Consider the following 14,274-nt stretch of genomic DNA (forward strand, 5'->3'; position numbering starts at 1 on the left):
TTCCGGGAGTTTTCCTAAATGGCTGTTGCCTCCAGCGCCTACAAAAAAGCCCTCGAGGGGGATCAGACACCGAAAGAGGTGCTGGTCAAGATCGATCGGGTTACCAAGAAGTTCGACGAGACCGTGGCGGTCGACGACGTCTCGTTGACCATCAACAAGGGCGAGATCTTCGCCCTGCTCGGTGGCTCCGGCTCCGGTAAATCCACGCTGCTGCGCATGCTCGCCGGTTTCGAGCGCCCGACCGAAGGGCGCATCATCCTCGATGGTGTCGACATCACCGATATGCCGCCGTACCAGCGGCCGATCAACATGATGTTCCAGTCCTATGCGCTGTTCCCGCACATGACCGTGGCACAGAACATCGCCTTCGGCCTGCAGCAGGACAAGCTGCCCAAGGCCGAGATCGACGAGCGCGTGGCCGAGATGCTCAAGCTGGTGCACATGACCCAGTACGCCAAGCGCAAACCGCACCAGCTTTCCGGTGGCCAGCGTCAGCGTGTGGCCCTGGCCCGCTCCCTGGCCAAGCGTCCCAAGCTGCTGCTGCTCGACGAGCCGATGGGCGCGCTGGACAAGAAACTGCGTTCGCAGATGCAGCTGGAGCTGGTTGAGATCATCGAGCGCGTCGGCGTGACCTGCGTGATGGTGACCCACGACCAGGAAGAGGCCATGACCATGGCCCAGCGCATCGCCATCATGCACCTGGGGTGGATCGCCCAGACGGGCAGCCCGGTGGACATCTACGAAACGCCGACCAGCCGCCTGGTGTGCGAGTTCATCGGTAGCGTCAACCTGTTCGATGGGCAAATCACCAGCGATGAGGCCGACCACGCGATTATCGACTGCCCGCAGCTGGACAGGCCGATCTATATCGGTCACGGCGTCAGTACCCGCGCCGAGAACAAGTCCGTCAGCTACGCGCTGCGCCCCGAGAAGCTGCTGATGGCTACCGCGCTGCCGGAAGACCACGAGCACCCCGAGTACAACTGGAGCCGTGGCCACGTGCATGACATCGCCTACCTTGGCGGTCACTCGGTGTATCACGTCAAGCTCACCTCCGGGCAGATCGTGCAGTGCTTCATCGCCAACGCCGAGCGTCGTGGCAAGCGTCCGACCTGGGACGATCCGGTAGTGGTGTACTGGGAAGACGACAGCGGCGTGGTACTGCAATCATGAAACTGAGCAAACTGACGCGTCATCTGCCTGGAGGTCGGCATGCCGTGATCGGCATACCCTTCCTCTGGCTGTTCATGTTCTTCCTGCTGCCGTTCGTCATCGTGCTGAAAATCAGCTTCGCCGAGGCCGACGTGGCAATCCCGCCGTACACGGAAATCTACGAGTGGGCTGACAACAAGCTGACCTTGCTGCTGAACTTCGGCAACTACATCTTCCTCACCGAGGATGCCCTGTACCTGTCGGCCTACCTGGGCTCGCTGCAGGTCGCCTTCTTCAGCACCCTGTTGTGCCTGGTGATCGGCTACCCGATGGCTTACGCCATCGCCCGTGCGCCGAAGTCGCATCAGACCGTTCTGCTGCTGCTGATCATGATGCCGACCTGGACCGCGATCCTGATCCGCGTCTATGCCTGGATGGGCATTCTCGGCAACAACGGCCTGCTCAACAGCCTGCTGCTGGGCATCGGCCTGATCGATACGCCGCTGCAGATTCTCAACACCAACACTGCGGTCTACATCGGCGTGGTCTACTCGTACCTGCCGTTCATGATCCTGCCGCTCTACGCCAACCTGGTGAAGCACGACCTCAGCCTGCTTGAGGCCGCATCCGACTTGGGATCGAGCAACTTCAACAACTTCTGGAAGATCACCGTACCGCTCTCGAAGAACGGCATCATTGCCGGCTCGATGCTGGTGTTCATTCCGGTGGTCGGTGAGTTCGTCATCCCCGAACTGCTCGGCGGTCCGGAGACCCTGATGATCGGCAAGGTGCTGTGGCAGGAGTTCTTCAACAACCGCGACTGGCCGGTGGCGTCCGCCCTGGCGGTGGTGATGCTGGCGATCCTGATCGTGCCCATCATTCTCTTCAACCGTAACCAGGCGAAAGAGCTGGAGGGCCGGCCATGACTGAGCTAATCGCAATGAGCCCGTCATCCTGTTCAACCGGCTTTTTAACCAGAAGCGTGGCTAAAGAACTGGAGGGCCGCCCATGAAGCGTTTCAGTTTCTCCAGCATCATGCTCTGGGCCGGCCTGATCTTCATCTACCTGCCCATGGTCATTCTGGTCATCTACTCGTTCAACGCTTCGCGGCTGGTAACGGTGTGGGGCGGCTGGTCGGTGAAGTGGTACGTCGGCCTGCTGGACAACACCCAGCTGATGAACTCGGTGATGCGCTCGCTGGAAATCGCCTGCTACACCGCCATCGCGGCGGTGGCGCTGGGCACCCTGGCGGCCTTCGTGCTGACCCGCATCACCCACTTCAAGGGGCGTACCCTGTTCGGTGGCCTGGTCACCGCGCCGCTGGTGATGCCGGAAGTGATCACCGGTCTGTCCCTGCTGCTGCTGTTCGTGCTGATGGCGCAGTTGATCGGCTGGCCGATGCAGCGCGGCATGACCACCATCTGGATCGCCCACACCACCTTCTGCTCGGCCTATGTGGCGGTGGTGGTGTCGTCGCGTCTGCGTGAGCTGGACATGTCCATCGAAGAGGCGGCCATGGACCTGGGTGCGCGGCCGTGGAAGGTGTTCTTCCTGATCACCGTGCCGATGATCGCGCCGTCGCTGGCTGCGGGGGCGATGATGTCCTTCGCCCTGTCGCTGGACGATCTGGTTCTGGCCAGCTTCGTATCCGGTCCGGGTTCGACGACCCTGCCGATGGAGATCTTCTCCGCCGTGCGCCTGGGGGTTAAGCCGGAAATCAACGCGGTGGCCAGCCTGATCCTGCTGGCGGTGTCGTTCGCCACCTTCCTCGCCTGGTTCTTCGCCCATCGCGCCGAGGAAAAGCGCAAGAAGGCCATGCAGCAGGCCATGGACGAGACCACCAATCCGTCCTGGCAGCAGGTCGTCGACAGCCGTCGCAGCGCCAGCAGCAACTAAGGTTTCTGGCTGAAAGCAAAAACGGGCCCCGCAGGGCCCGTTTTTCATGGGTGTGTGGGAGGGGCTTTAGCCGCGACGTCCACGCTCGCCGCTGAAGCGCCTCCCACGGCTGTGTGCCCGATTATTTCACCAGCGCCTTCCACCCCTTGAGGCTGCTCACGATCTGCGTCTGAGTCGCGCGCAATTGGCGCTGCTCGTCGTCCAGGGCCTGCTGCGCCAGTTCGTAGAGCTTGTTCAGCTCGCCATACAGGCGGTCGACCTCGGGGACTTCCAGCACGCCGCGGGCCAGGCGCAGCCAGACCAGCAGGCGCTCCAGGCGCGGCATCTGCTCGGCCAGATCCTCCGGCTGCTGCTGATAGCGGCGCAGCTGCAGGGCGGCGCCTTCTTCGCCCAACAGGGTCGGCAGCCAGTTGCCCAGCGCGGCATTGCCCTGGCGGTTGCCACGGTTGTTGCGTTCGGCGGTCCAGCTGCGTTGCAGCAGCCAGTGCGACAGTTTCAGCGACAGCAGGCCCCAGCGGCAGCCATCGAGTTCGGCGGCGAATAGCGCCGGAGCGTTGCGCCGCATGCTGTCGTCGTCCTGGCCTGCCGCCAGGCGCGGACGCCAATCGTCGAGCAGGGCGTCGAGTGCTTCGCGCAGTTCACGTGAGCTGGCACGCGGCGCGGCCTGGCCAAGGCTAGCGAGCAGGGCGCGCAGGTCGATCAGTTGCTCGAGCCACTGCTGCAACAGACTCCAGTGGCCGTTCCAGCGATATTGCTCGGCAAGGCGCTGGCTGGCGCCGAGTAGGTGCCAGGCCAGCGCGGCGAAGGCATCGTCCAGATGCATCTCGGCCGTCAGCTCGGGGGCCGGCAGGCTGAGGTTGTAGCTGCCAGCATCGAACAGGCGATAGCCGCGCTCGGCCTTGCTGATATCGCAGGGCATCAGCGGCAGCTCGGCGGCCAGTTCGCAGGCCAGCTCCAGCAGGGCTGCGGGCTCGCCCTGGCGCAGCTCCAGTTCCAGCTCGCAAATCTCTTCTTCGCCTTCGCCGGCAATCACCTTGCCCAGGTCCAGCGCGGCCTCGATGACCACCTTGGCCTTGCCGCGGCCCCAGGCGATCTCGGCCTTCTCTCGGACGAAGTCGGTGGTGAACAGCGGCTGCAGGGTTTTCTTGTCCAGCTCGGCTAGGCTGGCCGGCCAGCAGCTGTCGTCGAGCTTTTTCAGATCGAGCTTGGCCTTGCTCAGGTACCAGTCCCACTCGTTGCGCTCGGACAGGCCGGCAACGCTCTGGCCGCGGCTTTTCAGGGTCTGGATGAACTGCTCGCCATCACGGCGCAGGCGCAGGGCGACCTTGGCGCTGGCCAGGTCGCGGTCCGGCGTATCGTAGTACTGATTGAACAGCTCGCCGCGCTGCCAGCCGCTCTTGTTGCGTTTTTTAAGCAGCGGGTGCTCGCGCAGGGCGGCCAGGGTGGCGCGGCTGGCGCGCAGTTTGATTTCGGTTTCTTTGACCATGGTCGAGAGCTAGATAGCCTTTTATGAAAATGTGACAGACCGATGACGCGCGCTGGCGAATGACGAAGCCGGTCCCTATACTTGCGGCCTTCTCAAAACGGGGGCTTACCCTATGCCTATCAATCCCTTTGTCAGCCTGTTCGGCCGTTCACCCATCGGCCCCATGCAACAGCATATCGCCAAGGCCCATGAGTGCGCGGCGAACCTTGTTCCTTTCTTCGAAGCCGTGATGGCCGAGGATTGGGCCAAGGTTGAACAGGTGCAACAGGAGATGTCCCGGCTGGAGCACGAGGCCGACAAGCTGAAGAAAAGCGTGCGCCTGCACCTGCCCAAGAGCCTGTTCCTGCCGGTGCCGCGTTCGGACCTGCTTGAACTGCTCAGTGTACAGGACAAAGTCGCCAACCGTGCCAAGGACATCGCCGGTCTGATGCTCGGCCGGCAGATGGCCATTCCGCAGGCGCTGCAGCCGCTGGTACGTACCTACGTACAGCGCAGTGTGGACGCCAGCGCCCAGGCGCTGAAGGCAATGAACGAATTGGACGAGCTGCTCGAGACCGGTTTCGCCGGCCGTGAAGCGGTGCTGGTGGAAAATCTTATCGAGGAGCTCGGTTCGATCGAAAACGATACCGACCGTCTGCAGATCGAGGTACGCCGCAACCTGTTCAAGCTGGAGAAGGACCTTCCCCCGGTCGATGTGATGTTCCTCTATCAGATCATCGACTGGATCGGCGATGTCGCCGACCGTGCCCAACGAGTGGGCAACCGACTGGAACAACTGCTGGCGCGCTAAGCGCCAGTGTCCTTTCTGGGATCTACGGAAACTAATTTATGTCTCTGATTGCGGACTACGGGCTGGTTCTGCTCGTTCTTGCCTGCCTTTTCGGTTTTTTCATGGCCTGGGGTGTTGGAGCCAACGATGTAGCCAATGCTATGGGTACATCCGTTGGCTCGCGTGCACTTACCATCAAGCAGGCGATCATCATCGCCATGGTCTTCGAGTTCGCCGGTGCCTACCTGGCCGGCGGCGAGGTGACCGAAACCATCAAGAACGGCATCGTCGATGCCAATCTGATCAGCCCCAACCTCATGGTGTTGGGCATGATGTCGGCGCTGTTGGCGGCAGGCACCTGGCTGCTGGTGGCGTCGATGCGCGGCTGGCCGGTGTCCACCACCCACACCATCGTCGGTGCGGTGATCGGTTTCGCCGCAGTCGGTGTATCGGTTGATGCCGTGCACTGGAGCGGCGTCGGCCCCATCGTCGCCAGCTGGGTCGTCACGCCGATGCTGGCCGGGATCATCTCCTTCTGCCTCTTCGTCAGCGTGCAGAAGCTGATCATCGATACCGACAATCCGTTCATGAACGCCAAGCGCTATGTGCCGCTGTACATGTTCATAACCGGCTTCATGATTTCGCTGATGACCATGACCAAGGGGCTCAAGCACGTCGGCCTGAACCTCTCCAGCACCGAAGGCTTCATGCTCTCGCTGGGCGTCGGGGTGCTGGTCATGCTGATCGGTATCGCCTTGCTCAGCCGCATCCATGTCGATGCCGAAGCTGACAAGGCTTTCCACTTCTCCAGCGTGGAGAAGGTGTTCGCCATCCTGATGATCTTCACCGCCTGCTCCATGGCCTTCGCTCATGGCTCCAACGACGTGGCCAATGCCGTTGGCCCGCTGGCGGCCATCGTCGGTGTGATCCAGAGCGGTGGTGACCTGGCCGCTGGCGACAAGTCGCTGGTACCGGGCTGGATCCTGCTGCTGGGCGCGCTGGGCATCGTGGTCGGCCTGGCGACCTACGGCTACAAGGTAATCGCCACCATCGGCAAGGAAATCACCGAGCTGACCCCCAGCCGCGGCTTCGCCGCCGAACTGGCTGCCGCCACCACCGTGGTCAGTGCCTCGGGCCTCGGCCTGCCGGTATCCACCACCCACACCCTGGTCGGTGCCATTCTGGGCGTCGGCCTGGCGCGCGGCATCGGTGCGCTGAACCTGGGCATGATCGGCAAGATCTTCCTGTCCTGGATCATCACTCTGCCGGCTGGTGCGATCCTGTCGATCATCTTCTTCTTCATTCTGCGCTCGCTGTTCGGCGGGGTTTGATCCCGGCCTGACGGTTTCCCCTGAGGTTGGATGCCCCTATGATGGGGCTCCGACCCAGGAGAGCGCCGATGCCCTTGCCGTCCTTTCGAGAGCAGTTCGCCGCGCTGATCGCAGCGCCCTCTGTGAGCTGTACCCAGCCCAATTGGGATCAGAGCAACGCGCCGGTCATCGAACTGCTGGCCGCCTGGCTCGGTGATCTGGGTTTTACCTGCGAAACTCAGCAGATCGCCCCTGGCAAGTTCAACCTGCTCGCCAGCTATGGCAGCGGCCCGGGTGGCCTGGTGTTGGCCGGGCATAGCGATACCGTGCCCTTCGATGCTGCTCTGTGGCAGACCGATCCGCTCAAGCTGAGCGAAGTGGGCGACCGCTGGGTGGGTCTGGGCAGTTGCGACATGAAGGGTTTTTTCGCCCTGGTCATCGAAGCCGTGCGGCCGCTGCTCGATCAGCCCTTCAAGCAACCGCTGCTGATCCTCGCCACCTGCGACGAGGAAAGCTCGATGGCCGGCGCCCGTGCCCTGGCCGATGCCGGCCGGCCGCTTGGCCGTGCGGCGGTGATTGGCGAGCCCACAGGCCTGAAGCCGATTCGCCTGCACAAGGGCGTGATGATGGAGCGCATCGACATCCTCGGGCGCAGCGGCCACTCCTCCGACCCTGCGCTTGGCCACAGTGCGCTGGAGGCCATGCAGGATGTGATGGGCGAGCTGCGCAGCCTGCGCGCCCAGTGGCAACGTGAATACAACAACCCGCAATTCGGTGTGCCGCAACCGACGCTGAACCTCGGCTGCATTCACGGTGGCGACAATCCCAATCGCATCTGCGGGCAGTGCGCGCTGGAGTTCGACCTGCGACCGCTGCCGGGCATGGACCCGGAGCAGCTGCGTGAGGCCATTCGCGGCAAGCTGCAGCCGCTGGCGCTCAAGCATCAGGTACGCATCGACTATGGCCCGCTGTTCCCGGAAGTACCGCCGTTCGAGCAGCGCGCCGATGCCGAGCTGGTCCGTCTGGCCGAGCGCCTGACCGGGCATAGCGCGCAGGCGGTGGCATTCGGCACCGAGGCGCCTTATCTTCAGCGCCTGGGCTGCGAGACGCTGGTGCTCGGCCCTGGCGACATCGACTGCGCACACCAGCCAGGGGAACACCTGGAACTGGCCCGGATCGAACCTAGCGTGGCGCTGTTGCGTCAACTGATTCAACACTATTGCCTGACCCGGAGCGAAGACGTGCAGCGACGATGAGACCGACCTTCTGACCGAACATGACGGCCATGCCGTCTTAGTCTCTACGTTAATGGATTGCTCATGCACGACTACGTCAACTGGCTACGCCACGCCTCGCCCTACATCAACGCTCATCGTGACTGCACCTTCGTGGTCATGTTGCCGGGCGAGGGTATCGCCCACCCGAATTTCGCCAATATCGTCCACGACCTGGTGCTGCTGCACAGCCTCGGCGTGCGTCTTGTGCTGGTGCACGGTTCGCGCCCGCAGATCGAGGCGCGCCTGACCGCCCGCGGCCTGACTCCGCACTATCATCGCGACCTGCGCATCACCGATGCACCGACCCTGGAGTGCGTGATCGATGCCGTCGGCCAACTGCGCATCGCCATCGAGGCGCGTCTGTCGATGGATATGGCCGCTTCGCCCATGCAGGGCTCGCGCCTGCGCCTGACCAGTGGCAACTTCGTGACCGCACGGCCGATCGGCGTGCTCGATGGCATCGACTATCACCACACCGGCGAAGTGCGGCGCATCGACCGCAAGGGCATCAACCGCCAGCTCGACGAGCGCAGCATCGTGCTGCTTTCGCCGCTGGGCTATTCGCCTACCGGGGAAATCTTCAACCTGGCCTGCGAGGACGTCGCCACCCGCGCTGCCATCGACCTGGGTGCGGACAAGCTGCTGTTGTTCGGCGCCGAGGATGGCCTGCTCGACGAGAGCGGCAAGCTGGTGCGCGAGCTGCGTCCGCAGCAGGTGCCAGCGCATCTTGCGCGCCTGGGCAGCAACTATCAGGGCGAGCTACTCGATGCCGCCGCCGAAGCCTGTCGCGGCGGAGTGAAGCGCAGCCACATCGTCAGCTATGCCACCGATGGCGCGCTGCTCAGCGAGTTGTTCACCCGTACCGGCAACGGCACCCTGGTGGCCCAGGAGCAGTTCGAGTCCCTGCGCGAGGCGACCATCGAGGATGTTGGCGGTCTGATCGAACTGATCAGTCCGCTGGAAGAGCAGGGGATCCTGGTGCGCCGTTCGCGCGAGGTGCTGGAGCGCGAGATCGAGCAGTTCAGCATCGTCGAGCGCGAAGGCCTGATCATCGCCTGCGCGGCGCTTTATCCCATCGCCGATTCCGACTGTGGCGAGCTGGCCTGCCTGGCGGTCAATCCCGATTACCGGCATGGCGGCCGTGGCGACGAGTTGCTGGAGCGCATCGAGGCCAGGGCGAGGGCGCAGGGCATCAAGACCCTGTTCGTGCTCACCACCCGCACCGCCCACTGGTTCCGCGAGCGCGGCTTCGAGCCGAGCAGCGTCGAGCGCATGCCCACCGCGCGAGCGTCGCTTTACAACTACCAGCGCAATTCGAAGGTGTTCGAGAAGATGTTGTAGGGAGACAAATGCGATGAGTGGGAGGGGCTTTAGCCGCGAGCGATGAACCAGTCGCGGCTAAAGCCCCTCCCACAATGCGTTCAGAGTGTCAGGCGCTGTGCTGCTGCAGGCGCATCTGTTCGAAACCATCGTCCCAGCCGGCTTCCCACGCTGCTGCGGGGATTTCGTCCGGGTAGGGCTGGCGGGTTCGGGCCTGGCCAGTGAGACCGGCCATATAGCCTTGCTGGTAGGCCTTGGTCAGGCTCTCCAGGCTCCATTGCGGCGTGGCGTCTTCGGCCATGGGCGCTGCTCGTCTATCGTCCTTTACCTGGCAATGCTAGCTGGCCGGGCGGCTCCGAGAGTGGCCGCCCATCCTGGCTTTTGCTCCGCTGGTTGGCTTTGTGATGTAGTCGACTTTCTGTGGCGTGCCATCCCTGGCCGCCAACCTTCGTGCTGACGCTGGAGCTGACGCCAAAATCGCTCCCGGCGATTGATTGCCGACTACACCGCCAGCGCCAGGATGCTGGCCTGGTAGGCTGCGACGAAGGCGTCGAAGTCGCCCGTGGGCTGCGCCTCCAGCTCTGCCTGCTCGGCCAGCGATCGATGTGCGGCCATCTCGAAAGCCTGTTGCTGCTGCACGCTGAGCGGTTGCGCGCGGAAGTACTCGGCATGGCGCAGGCTCTGCTGCAAGGCAAAGTCGGTAAAGCTCTGGCCCTGACGAAGGATTGCCAGTACTTGCGCCGATGGCGTCATTTCCACATCGGCGACCTTGGCCTGCTGTTGCGCCAGGGCCTCGACATGGGGGCCACTGCCCTGAGCGCTGTCGAGCAGCTCGGCCAGTGGCAGAATGCGTTCGAGCAACTCGCTGGCCCAGACCTTGAGCTCCACCTGCTGACTGCCCTTGTGCAGATGCAGGCCAGGACGGCGGCCTTCCTTGACCACCTTGAGGAAGTTGCTGGTGCAGCTGTTGCATTCGCCGCTTTCCAGCAGCGGGCTGTCTTCCAGTGCGCAGAACAGCAGGAAGGCGTCGATGAAGCGCGCCTGCGCCACGTCGATGCCCAGCGGCAGGAAGGGATTGATGTCCAGGCAGCGCACTTCCACGTACTGCACGCCGCGGCTCATCAGCGCCTGGATCGGCCGTTCGCCGCTGTGGGTGACGCGTTTCGGGCGGATGCTCGAGTAGTACTCGTTCTCGATCTGCAGGATGTTGGTATTGAGCTGCAGCCACTCGTCGCCGCGTTTGGTGCCGGCTTCGACATAGGCCGGGTAGGGTGTGCCAACGGCAAGGCGCAGGCTGTCGGTGTAGCTGGACAGGTCGTTGTAGCAAGGGGTCAGGCCGGACTGCGCGCTGCTTTGGTAGCCCAGGTCGCTCATGCGCAGGCTGGTGGCGTAAGGCAGGTACAGGGTGCTGGCATCCAGCTCCTGCAACTGGTGCGGGCGGCCGCGCATGAAGCCCTTGTCCAGTGCTGGCGAGGCGCCGAACAGGTACATCAGCAGCCAGCTGTAGCGGCGGAAATTGCGGATCAGCGAGATATAGCGTGCCGACTGGTAGTCACGCGGGCTCTGCTCACTGCCTTCGCTCTGCTGCTGCAGTTGCCAGAGTTTTTCCGGCAGGGAGAAGTTGTAGTGGATGCCGGCGATGCATTGCATGGTTTTGCCGTAACGCAGTGCCAGGCCCTTGCGGTATACGTACTTGAGGCGGCCGATGTTGGAGCTGCCGTAGCGGGCGATGGGGATGGTCTCCTCGTCCGGCAACTGGCAGGGCATCGATGGGCTCCACAGCAGTTCACCATCGAGCTTGTCGTAGGCGAAACGGTGGATGTCTTCCAGTTCGGCGAGGGTGGCGGCCGGATCGTTGGCGGTGCCGGTGATGAACTCCAGCAACGACTCGGAATAGTCGGTGGTGATCTGCGCGTGGGTCAGCGCCGAGCCCAGCGCCTGCGGATGCGGGGTCAGGGCCAGCTGGCCGTCGCGGTCGACGCGCAGGCACTCGCGCTCGATACCATGCAGGCATTCACCCAGCAGGGACAGGTTGGCCGGCTCGCCGAGCTGGGCCAGGCGGCGGGAGAGAAGATCGCTCAAGATGCAATTCCTAACTGGGCAGTCGCCACAATATGGGGATCGCCCCCGCACTCTGCAAGGGGCGACGATGCAGCCACATTAGACGACTTCGAGCCCGGTCGATTACACGCAGGCGAAGGTGCCTTGTGCCTTGGCGACCAGCTTGTCGCCCTGCAGCACCTCGGCTTCCACCACCTGGGTACGGCGACCGGCGTGCAGCACCTTGGCATGGCACAGCACGCTGCCCTCGGAAACCGGGCGGATGTAGTTGATCTTGCACTCCAGGGTCACGCTGCTCGGGCCGCCATCGCCCAGGCTGTGGCTGGCCTGACCCATGGCGGTGTCGATCAGCGAGAACAGCGCGCCGCCGTGCAGCTTGCCGTGCAGGTTGCGCAGCTCGTCGGTGAGGGTCAGGCGCACGCGCGCCTCGCCGCCGCCGACCTGGAGAATCTCCAGGCCGAGCAGACGGGAGAAGGCGCTGCTGGCGCCGATGTTGCCGTCCGTACTCATTTCTTCAACTGCTTGGCGTTGGCGAACAGGGCGGCCATGCCGCCAGTGGCGGGAGCCGGCTTTTCCTGGCTCGAGTAGCGCTCGCTGCGCGGTGTGTTGCCGCCGCGGTTGCCGTTGCCGCGCGACTGACCGCCACGGGCGCCCTCGACTTTCTCGCCGGGGGTGTCGCCCATGCGCATGGACAGGGCGATGCGGTTACGCGGGATATCCACTTCCATCACCTTGACCTTGACCACGTCGCCGGCCTTGACCGCTTCGTGCGGGTCCTTGATGAACTTTTCCGACAGTGCGCTGATGTGCACCAGACCGTCCTGATGCACGCCGATGTCGACGAAGGCGCCGAAGTTGGTGACGTTGGTCACCACGCCTTCGAGCACCATGCCCAGCTTGAGGTCATTGAGCGTTTCCACACCTTCCTGGAACTCGGCGGTCTTGAACTCCGGGCGCGGGTCGCGGCCGGGTTTGTCGAGTTCCTTGAGGATGTCGCCGACAGTAACCAGGCCGAAGCGCTCGTCGGTGAACTTGGCCGGATCGAGACGCTTGAGGAAGCCCGAGTCGCCGATCAGCGAGCGGATGTCGCGGCCGGTGTCCTGGGCGATACGCTCGACCAGCGGATAGGTTTCCGGGTGCACCGCCGAGGCATCCAGCGGGTTGTCGCCGTTCATCACACGAAGGAAGCCGGCAGCCTGCTCGAAGGTCTTCTCGCCCAGACGCGGCACCTTCTTCAGCTCGGCGCGCGAGGCGAAGGCGCCGTTGGCATCGCGGTACTGCACGATGTTCTGCGCCAGGGTCGCGTTGAGGCCGGAGATGCGCGCCAGCAGGGCGGCGGAGGCGGTGTTGACGTCCACGCCGACGGCGTTCACGCAATCCTCGACCACGGCGTCCAGGCTGCGCGCCAGCTTGAGCTGCGACACATCGTGCTGATACTGGCCGACGCCGATGGATTTCGGGTCGATTTTCACCAGCTCGGCCAGCGGATCCTGCAGGCGGCGGGCAATGGAGACGGCGCCGCGCAGCGACACGTCGAGATCGGGGAATTCGCGGGCGGCCAGTTCCGAGGCCGAGTACACCGAGGCGCCGGCCTCGGAGACCATCACCTTGGTCAGCTTGAGGCCCGGCACCTTCTTGATCAGCTCGGCCGCCAGCTTGTCGGTTTCGCGGCTGGCGGTGCCGTTGCCGATGGAAATCAGGTCGACGCCGTGCTTGGCGCACAGCTTGGCGAGGATCGCCAGGGTGCCGTCCCAGTCGTTGCGCGGGGCGTGCGGGTAGACGGTGGCGGTTTCCAGCACCTTGCCGGTGGCATCGACCACCGCCACCTTGCAGCCGGTGCGCAGACCCGGGTCGAGCGCCAGGGTGGCGCGCGGGCCGGCCGGGGCAGCCAGCAGCAGGTCGTGCAGGTTGCGGGCGAAGACGCTGATTGCCTCGTCCTCGGCCTTCTCGCGCAGCTCGCCGAGCAGGTCGGTTTCCAGGTGGTTGTACAGCTTGACTTTCCAGGTCCAGCGCACCACCTCGGCCAGCCACTTGTCTGCAGCGCGGCCCTTGTTCTCCAGGCCGAAGCGTTCGCCGATCATCAGCTCGCACGGGTGCAGGGTGCCGGGCAGTTCTTCGCCGACCTTGAGGCTGGCGCTGAGGATGCCTTCGTTACGGCCACGGAAGATCGCCAGCGCGCGGTGAGACGGCACGCCCTTGAGCGCTTCGTCATGCTCGAAGTAGTCGCTGAACTTGGCGCCTTCGTTTTCCTTGCCCGGCACCAGGCGGGCACTGAGGGTGGCGTTGTCCTTGAGGAAGCTGCGCAGCTTGTCGAGCAGCGCGGCGTCTTCGGCAAAGCGCTCCATGAGAATGTACTTGGCGCCTTCGAGCACGGCCTTCACATCGGCGAAGCCTTTGTCGACGTCGATGAAGCGCTCGGCTTCCTGCTCCGGTGTCAGGCTCGGGTCGTTGAACAGCGCATCGGCCAGCTCGCCGAGGCCGGCTTCCAGGGCGATCTGGCCCTTGGTGCGGCGCTTTTGCTTGTACGGCAGATAGAGGTCTTCGAGGCGCGTCTTGGTGTCGGCCAGGTCGATCTCGCGTTTGAGCTCGGGGGTCAGCTTGCCCTGTTCCTCGATGCTGGCGAGGATCGCCACGCGGCGCTCGTCCAGCTCGCGCAGGTAGCGCAGGCGCTCCTCCAGGTGGCGCAACTGGGTATCATCGAGGCTACCGGTCACTTCTTTACGGTAACGGGCGATGAAGGGCACGGTGGAACCTTCGTCGAGCAGGGCCACGGCGGCGGCAACCTGTTGCGGGCGCACGCCCAGTTCATCGGCGATGCGATTGTTGATGCTGTCCATATGAAAACTACCCACTGAAGCGACAGGGCGGCCGTAAACATGCCGGCCAGATACGAAAGCGGCGCATTATAAACACCGCATTCATAAGTACTGGGCACCGTTGGGGAAAAATCTGCTAACAATGGCTAAAGCGCCCATCCATGCGCCTGAGCGATAATGCCGCCAC

At 63.8% G+C, this 14,274-nt stretch carries 12 protein-coding genes; 7 read left to right on the plus strand and 5 right to left on the minus strand.

The annotated features are described in order from the left end of the window. The first annotated feature begins 18 nt into the window (after positions 1 to 18). The 3 genes from potA (at position 19) to EL191_RS02115 (ending at position 3,048) form a co-directional block, all read left to right on the plus strand. Positions 19 to 1,173, plus strand: coding sequence for a polyamine ABC transporter ATP-binding protein (potA, locus tag EL191_RS02105; protein WP_013713557.1), 1,155 nt, complete (start codon positions 19 to 21; stop codon positions 1,171 to 1,173). Then, positions 1,170 to 2,078: an ABC transporter permease subunit gene (locus tag EL191_RS02110; protein ID WP_013713558.1), complete on the plus strand. Its 909-nt coding sequence runs from the start codon at positions 1,170 to 1,172 to the stop codon at positions 2,076 to 2,078. Before potA ends, EL191_RS02110 begins: the two co-directional genes overlap by 4 nt. An 82-nt stretch (positions 2,079 to 2,160) precedes the next feature. Beyond that, on the plus strand, positions 2,161 to 3,048 hold the full coding sequence (locus EL191_RS02115; protein WP_013713559.1) for an ABC transporter permease subunit: 888 nt from the start codon (positions 2,161 to 2,163) through the stop codon (positions 3,046 to 3,048). A gap of 121 nt (positions 3,049 to 3,169) precedes the next feature. Here EL191_RS02115 and EL191_RS02120 read toward each other — a convergent pair whose 3' ends face one another. Further along, positions 3,170 to 4,534: a CYTH domain-containing protein gene (locus EL191_RS02120; RefSeq protein WP_041976134.1), complete on the minus strand. Its 1,365-nt coding sequence runs from the start codon at positions 4,532 to 4,534 to the stop codon at positions 3,170 to 3,172. A gap of 112 nt (positions 4,535 to 4,646) precedes the next feature. Between EL191_RS02120 and EL191_RS02125 the strand changes: the two genes are divergently transcribed. From EL191_RS02125 to argA, 4 genes are all read left to right on the plus strand, one after another. Further along, positions 4,647 to 5,324, plus strand: coding sequence for a TIGR00153 family protein (locus tag EL191_RS02125; RefSeq protein ID WP_013713561.1), 678 nt, complete (start codon positions 4,647 to 4,649; stop codon positions 5,322 to 5,324). A 38-nt stretch (positions 5,325 to 5,362) separates the two neighbouring features. Beyond that, positions 5,363 to 6,634, plus strand: a complete 1,272-nt coding sequence (locus EL191_RS02130) for an inorganic phosphate transporter (protein WP_013713562.1) — start codon at positions 5,363 to 5,365, stop codon at positions 6,632 to 6,634. A 68-nt stretch (positions 6,635 to 6,702) separates the two neighbouring features. Further along, a complete protein-coding gene (argE, locus tag EL191_RS02135) occupies positions 6,703 to 7,869 on the plus strand; it encodes an acetylornithine deacetylase (protein ID WP_041976135.1) in 1,167 nt (388 codons plus the stop codon). Between the two features lie 63 nt (positions 7,870 to 7,932). Continuing rightward, on the plus strand, positions 7,933 to 9,231 hold the full coding sequence (gene argA, locus EL191_RS02140) for an amino-acid N-acetyltransferase (protein WP_013713564.1): 1,299 nt from the start codon (positions 7,933 to 7,935) through the stop codon (positions 9,229 to 9,231). A gap of 88 nt (positions 9,232 to 9,319) precedes the next feature. Here argA and rmf read toward each other — a convergent pair whose 3' ends face one another. The 4 genes from rmf to EL191_RS02160 all read right to left on the minus strand — a co-directional run bounded on the left by rmf (position 9,320) and on the right by EL191_RS02160 (position 14,108). Beyond that, positions 9,320 to 9,511, minus strand: coding sequence for a ribosome modulation factor (rmf, locus tag EL191_RS02145; protein WP_013713565.1), 192 nt, complete (start codon positions 9,509 to 9,511; stop codon positions 9,320 to 9,322). A 200-nt stretch (positions 9,512 to 9,711) separates the two neighbouring features. Continuing rightward, on the minus strand, positions 9,712 to 11,292 hold the full coding sequence (gene gshA / locus EL191_RS02150; RefSeq protein WP_041976137.1) for a glutamate--cysteine ligase: 1,581 nt from the start codon (positions 11,290 to 11,292) through the stop codon (positions 9,712 to 9,714). 102 nt (positions 11,293 to 11,394) lie between these two features. After that, positions 11,395 to 11,781 carry a PaaI family thioesterase gene (locus tag EL191_RS02155; RefSeq protein ID WP_036994811.1) on the minus strand — a complete coding sequence of 129 codons (387 nt, stop codon included), beginning with the start codon at positions 11,779 to 11,781 and terminating at the stop codon, positions 11,395 to 11,397. Continuing rightward, a complete protein-coding gene (locus EL191_RS02160; RefSeq protein WP_041976140.1) occupies positions 11,778 to 14,108 on the minus strand; it encodes a Tex family protein in 2,331 nt (776 codons plus the stop codon). The genes EL191_RS02155 and EL191_RS02160 overlap by 4 nt, the downstream gene beginning before the upstream one ends. Positions 14,109 to 14,274: the final 166 nt, after the last annotated feature.

This window comes from Pseudomonas mendocina (assembly GCF_900636545.1).
Lineage (GTDB): Bacteria > Pseudomonadota > Gammaproteobacteria > Pseudomonadales > Pseudomonadaceae > Aquipseudomonas > Aquipseudomonas mendocina.

Excerpts from the sequence above, each read along its gene's own strand:
- potA (WP_013713557.1), top strand. The coding sequence starts at position 19 with ATGGCTGTTGCCTCCAGCGCCTACAAAAAAGCCCTCGAGGGGGATCAG.
- EL191_RS02110 (WP_013713558.1), top strand. The coding sequence starts at position 1,170 with ATGAAACTGAGCAAACTGACGCGTCATCTGCCTGGAGGTCGGCATGCC.
- EL191_RS02115 (WP_013713559.1), top strand. The coding sequence starts at position 2,161 with ATGAAGCGTTTCAGTTTCTCCAGCATCATGCTCTGGGCCGGCCTGATC.
- EL191_RS02120 (WP_041976134.1), bottom strand. The coding sequence starts at position 4,534 with ATGGTCAAAGAAACCGAAATCAAACTGCGCGCCAGCCGCGCCACCCTG.
- EL191_RS02125 (WP_013713561.1), top strand. The coding sequence starts at position 4,647 with ATGCCTATCAATCCCTTTGTCAGCCTGTTCGGCCGTTCACCCATCGGC.
- EL191_RS02130 (WP_013713562.1), top strand. The coding sequence starts at position 5,363 with ATGTCTCTGATTGCGGACTACGGGCTGGTTCTGCTCGTTCTTGCCTGC.
- argE (WP_041976135.1), top strand. The coding sequence starts at position 6,703 with ATGCCCTTGCCGTCCTTTCGAGAGCAGTTCGCCGCGCTGATCGCAGCG.
- argA (WP_013713564.1), top strand. The coding sequence starts at position 7,933 with ATGCACGACTACGTCAACTGGCTACGCCACGCCTCGCCCTACATCAAC.
- rmf (WP_013713565.1), bottom strand. The coding sequence starts at position 9,511 with ATGGCCGAAGACGCCACGCCGCAATGGAGCCTGGAGAGCCTGACCAAG.
- EL191_RS02155 (WP_036994811.1), bottom strand. The coding sequence starts at position 11,781 with ATGAGTACGGACGGCAACATCGGCGCCAGCAGCGCCTTCTCCCGTCTG.
- EL191_RS02160 (WP_041976140.1), bottom strand. The coding sequence starts at position 14,108 with ATGGACAGCATCAACAATCGCATCGCCGATGAACTGGGCGTGCGCCCG.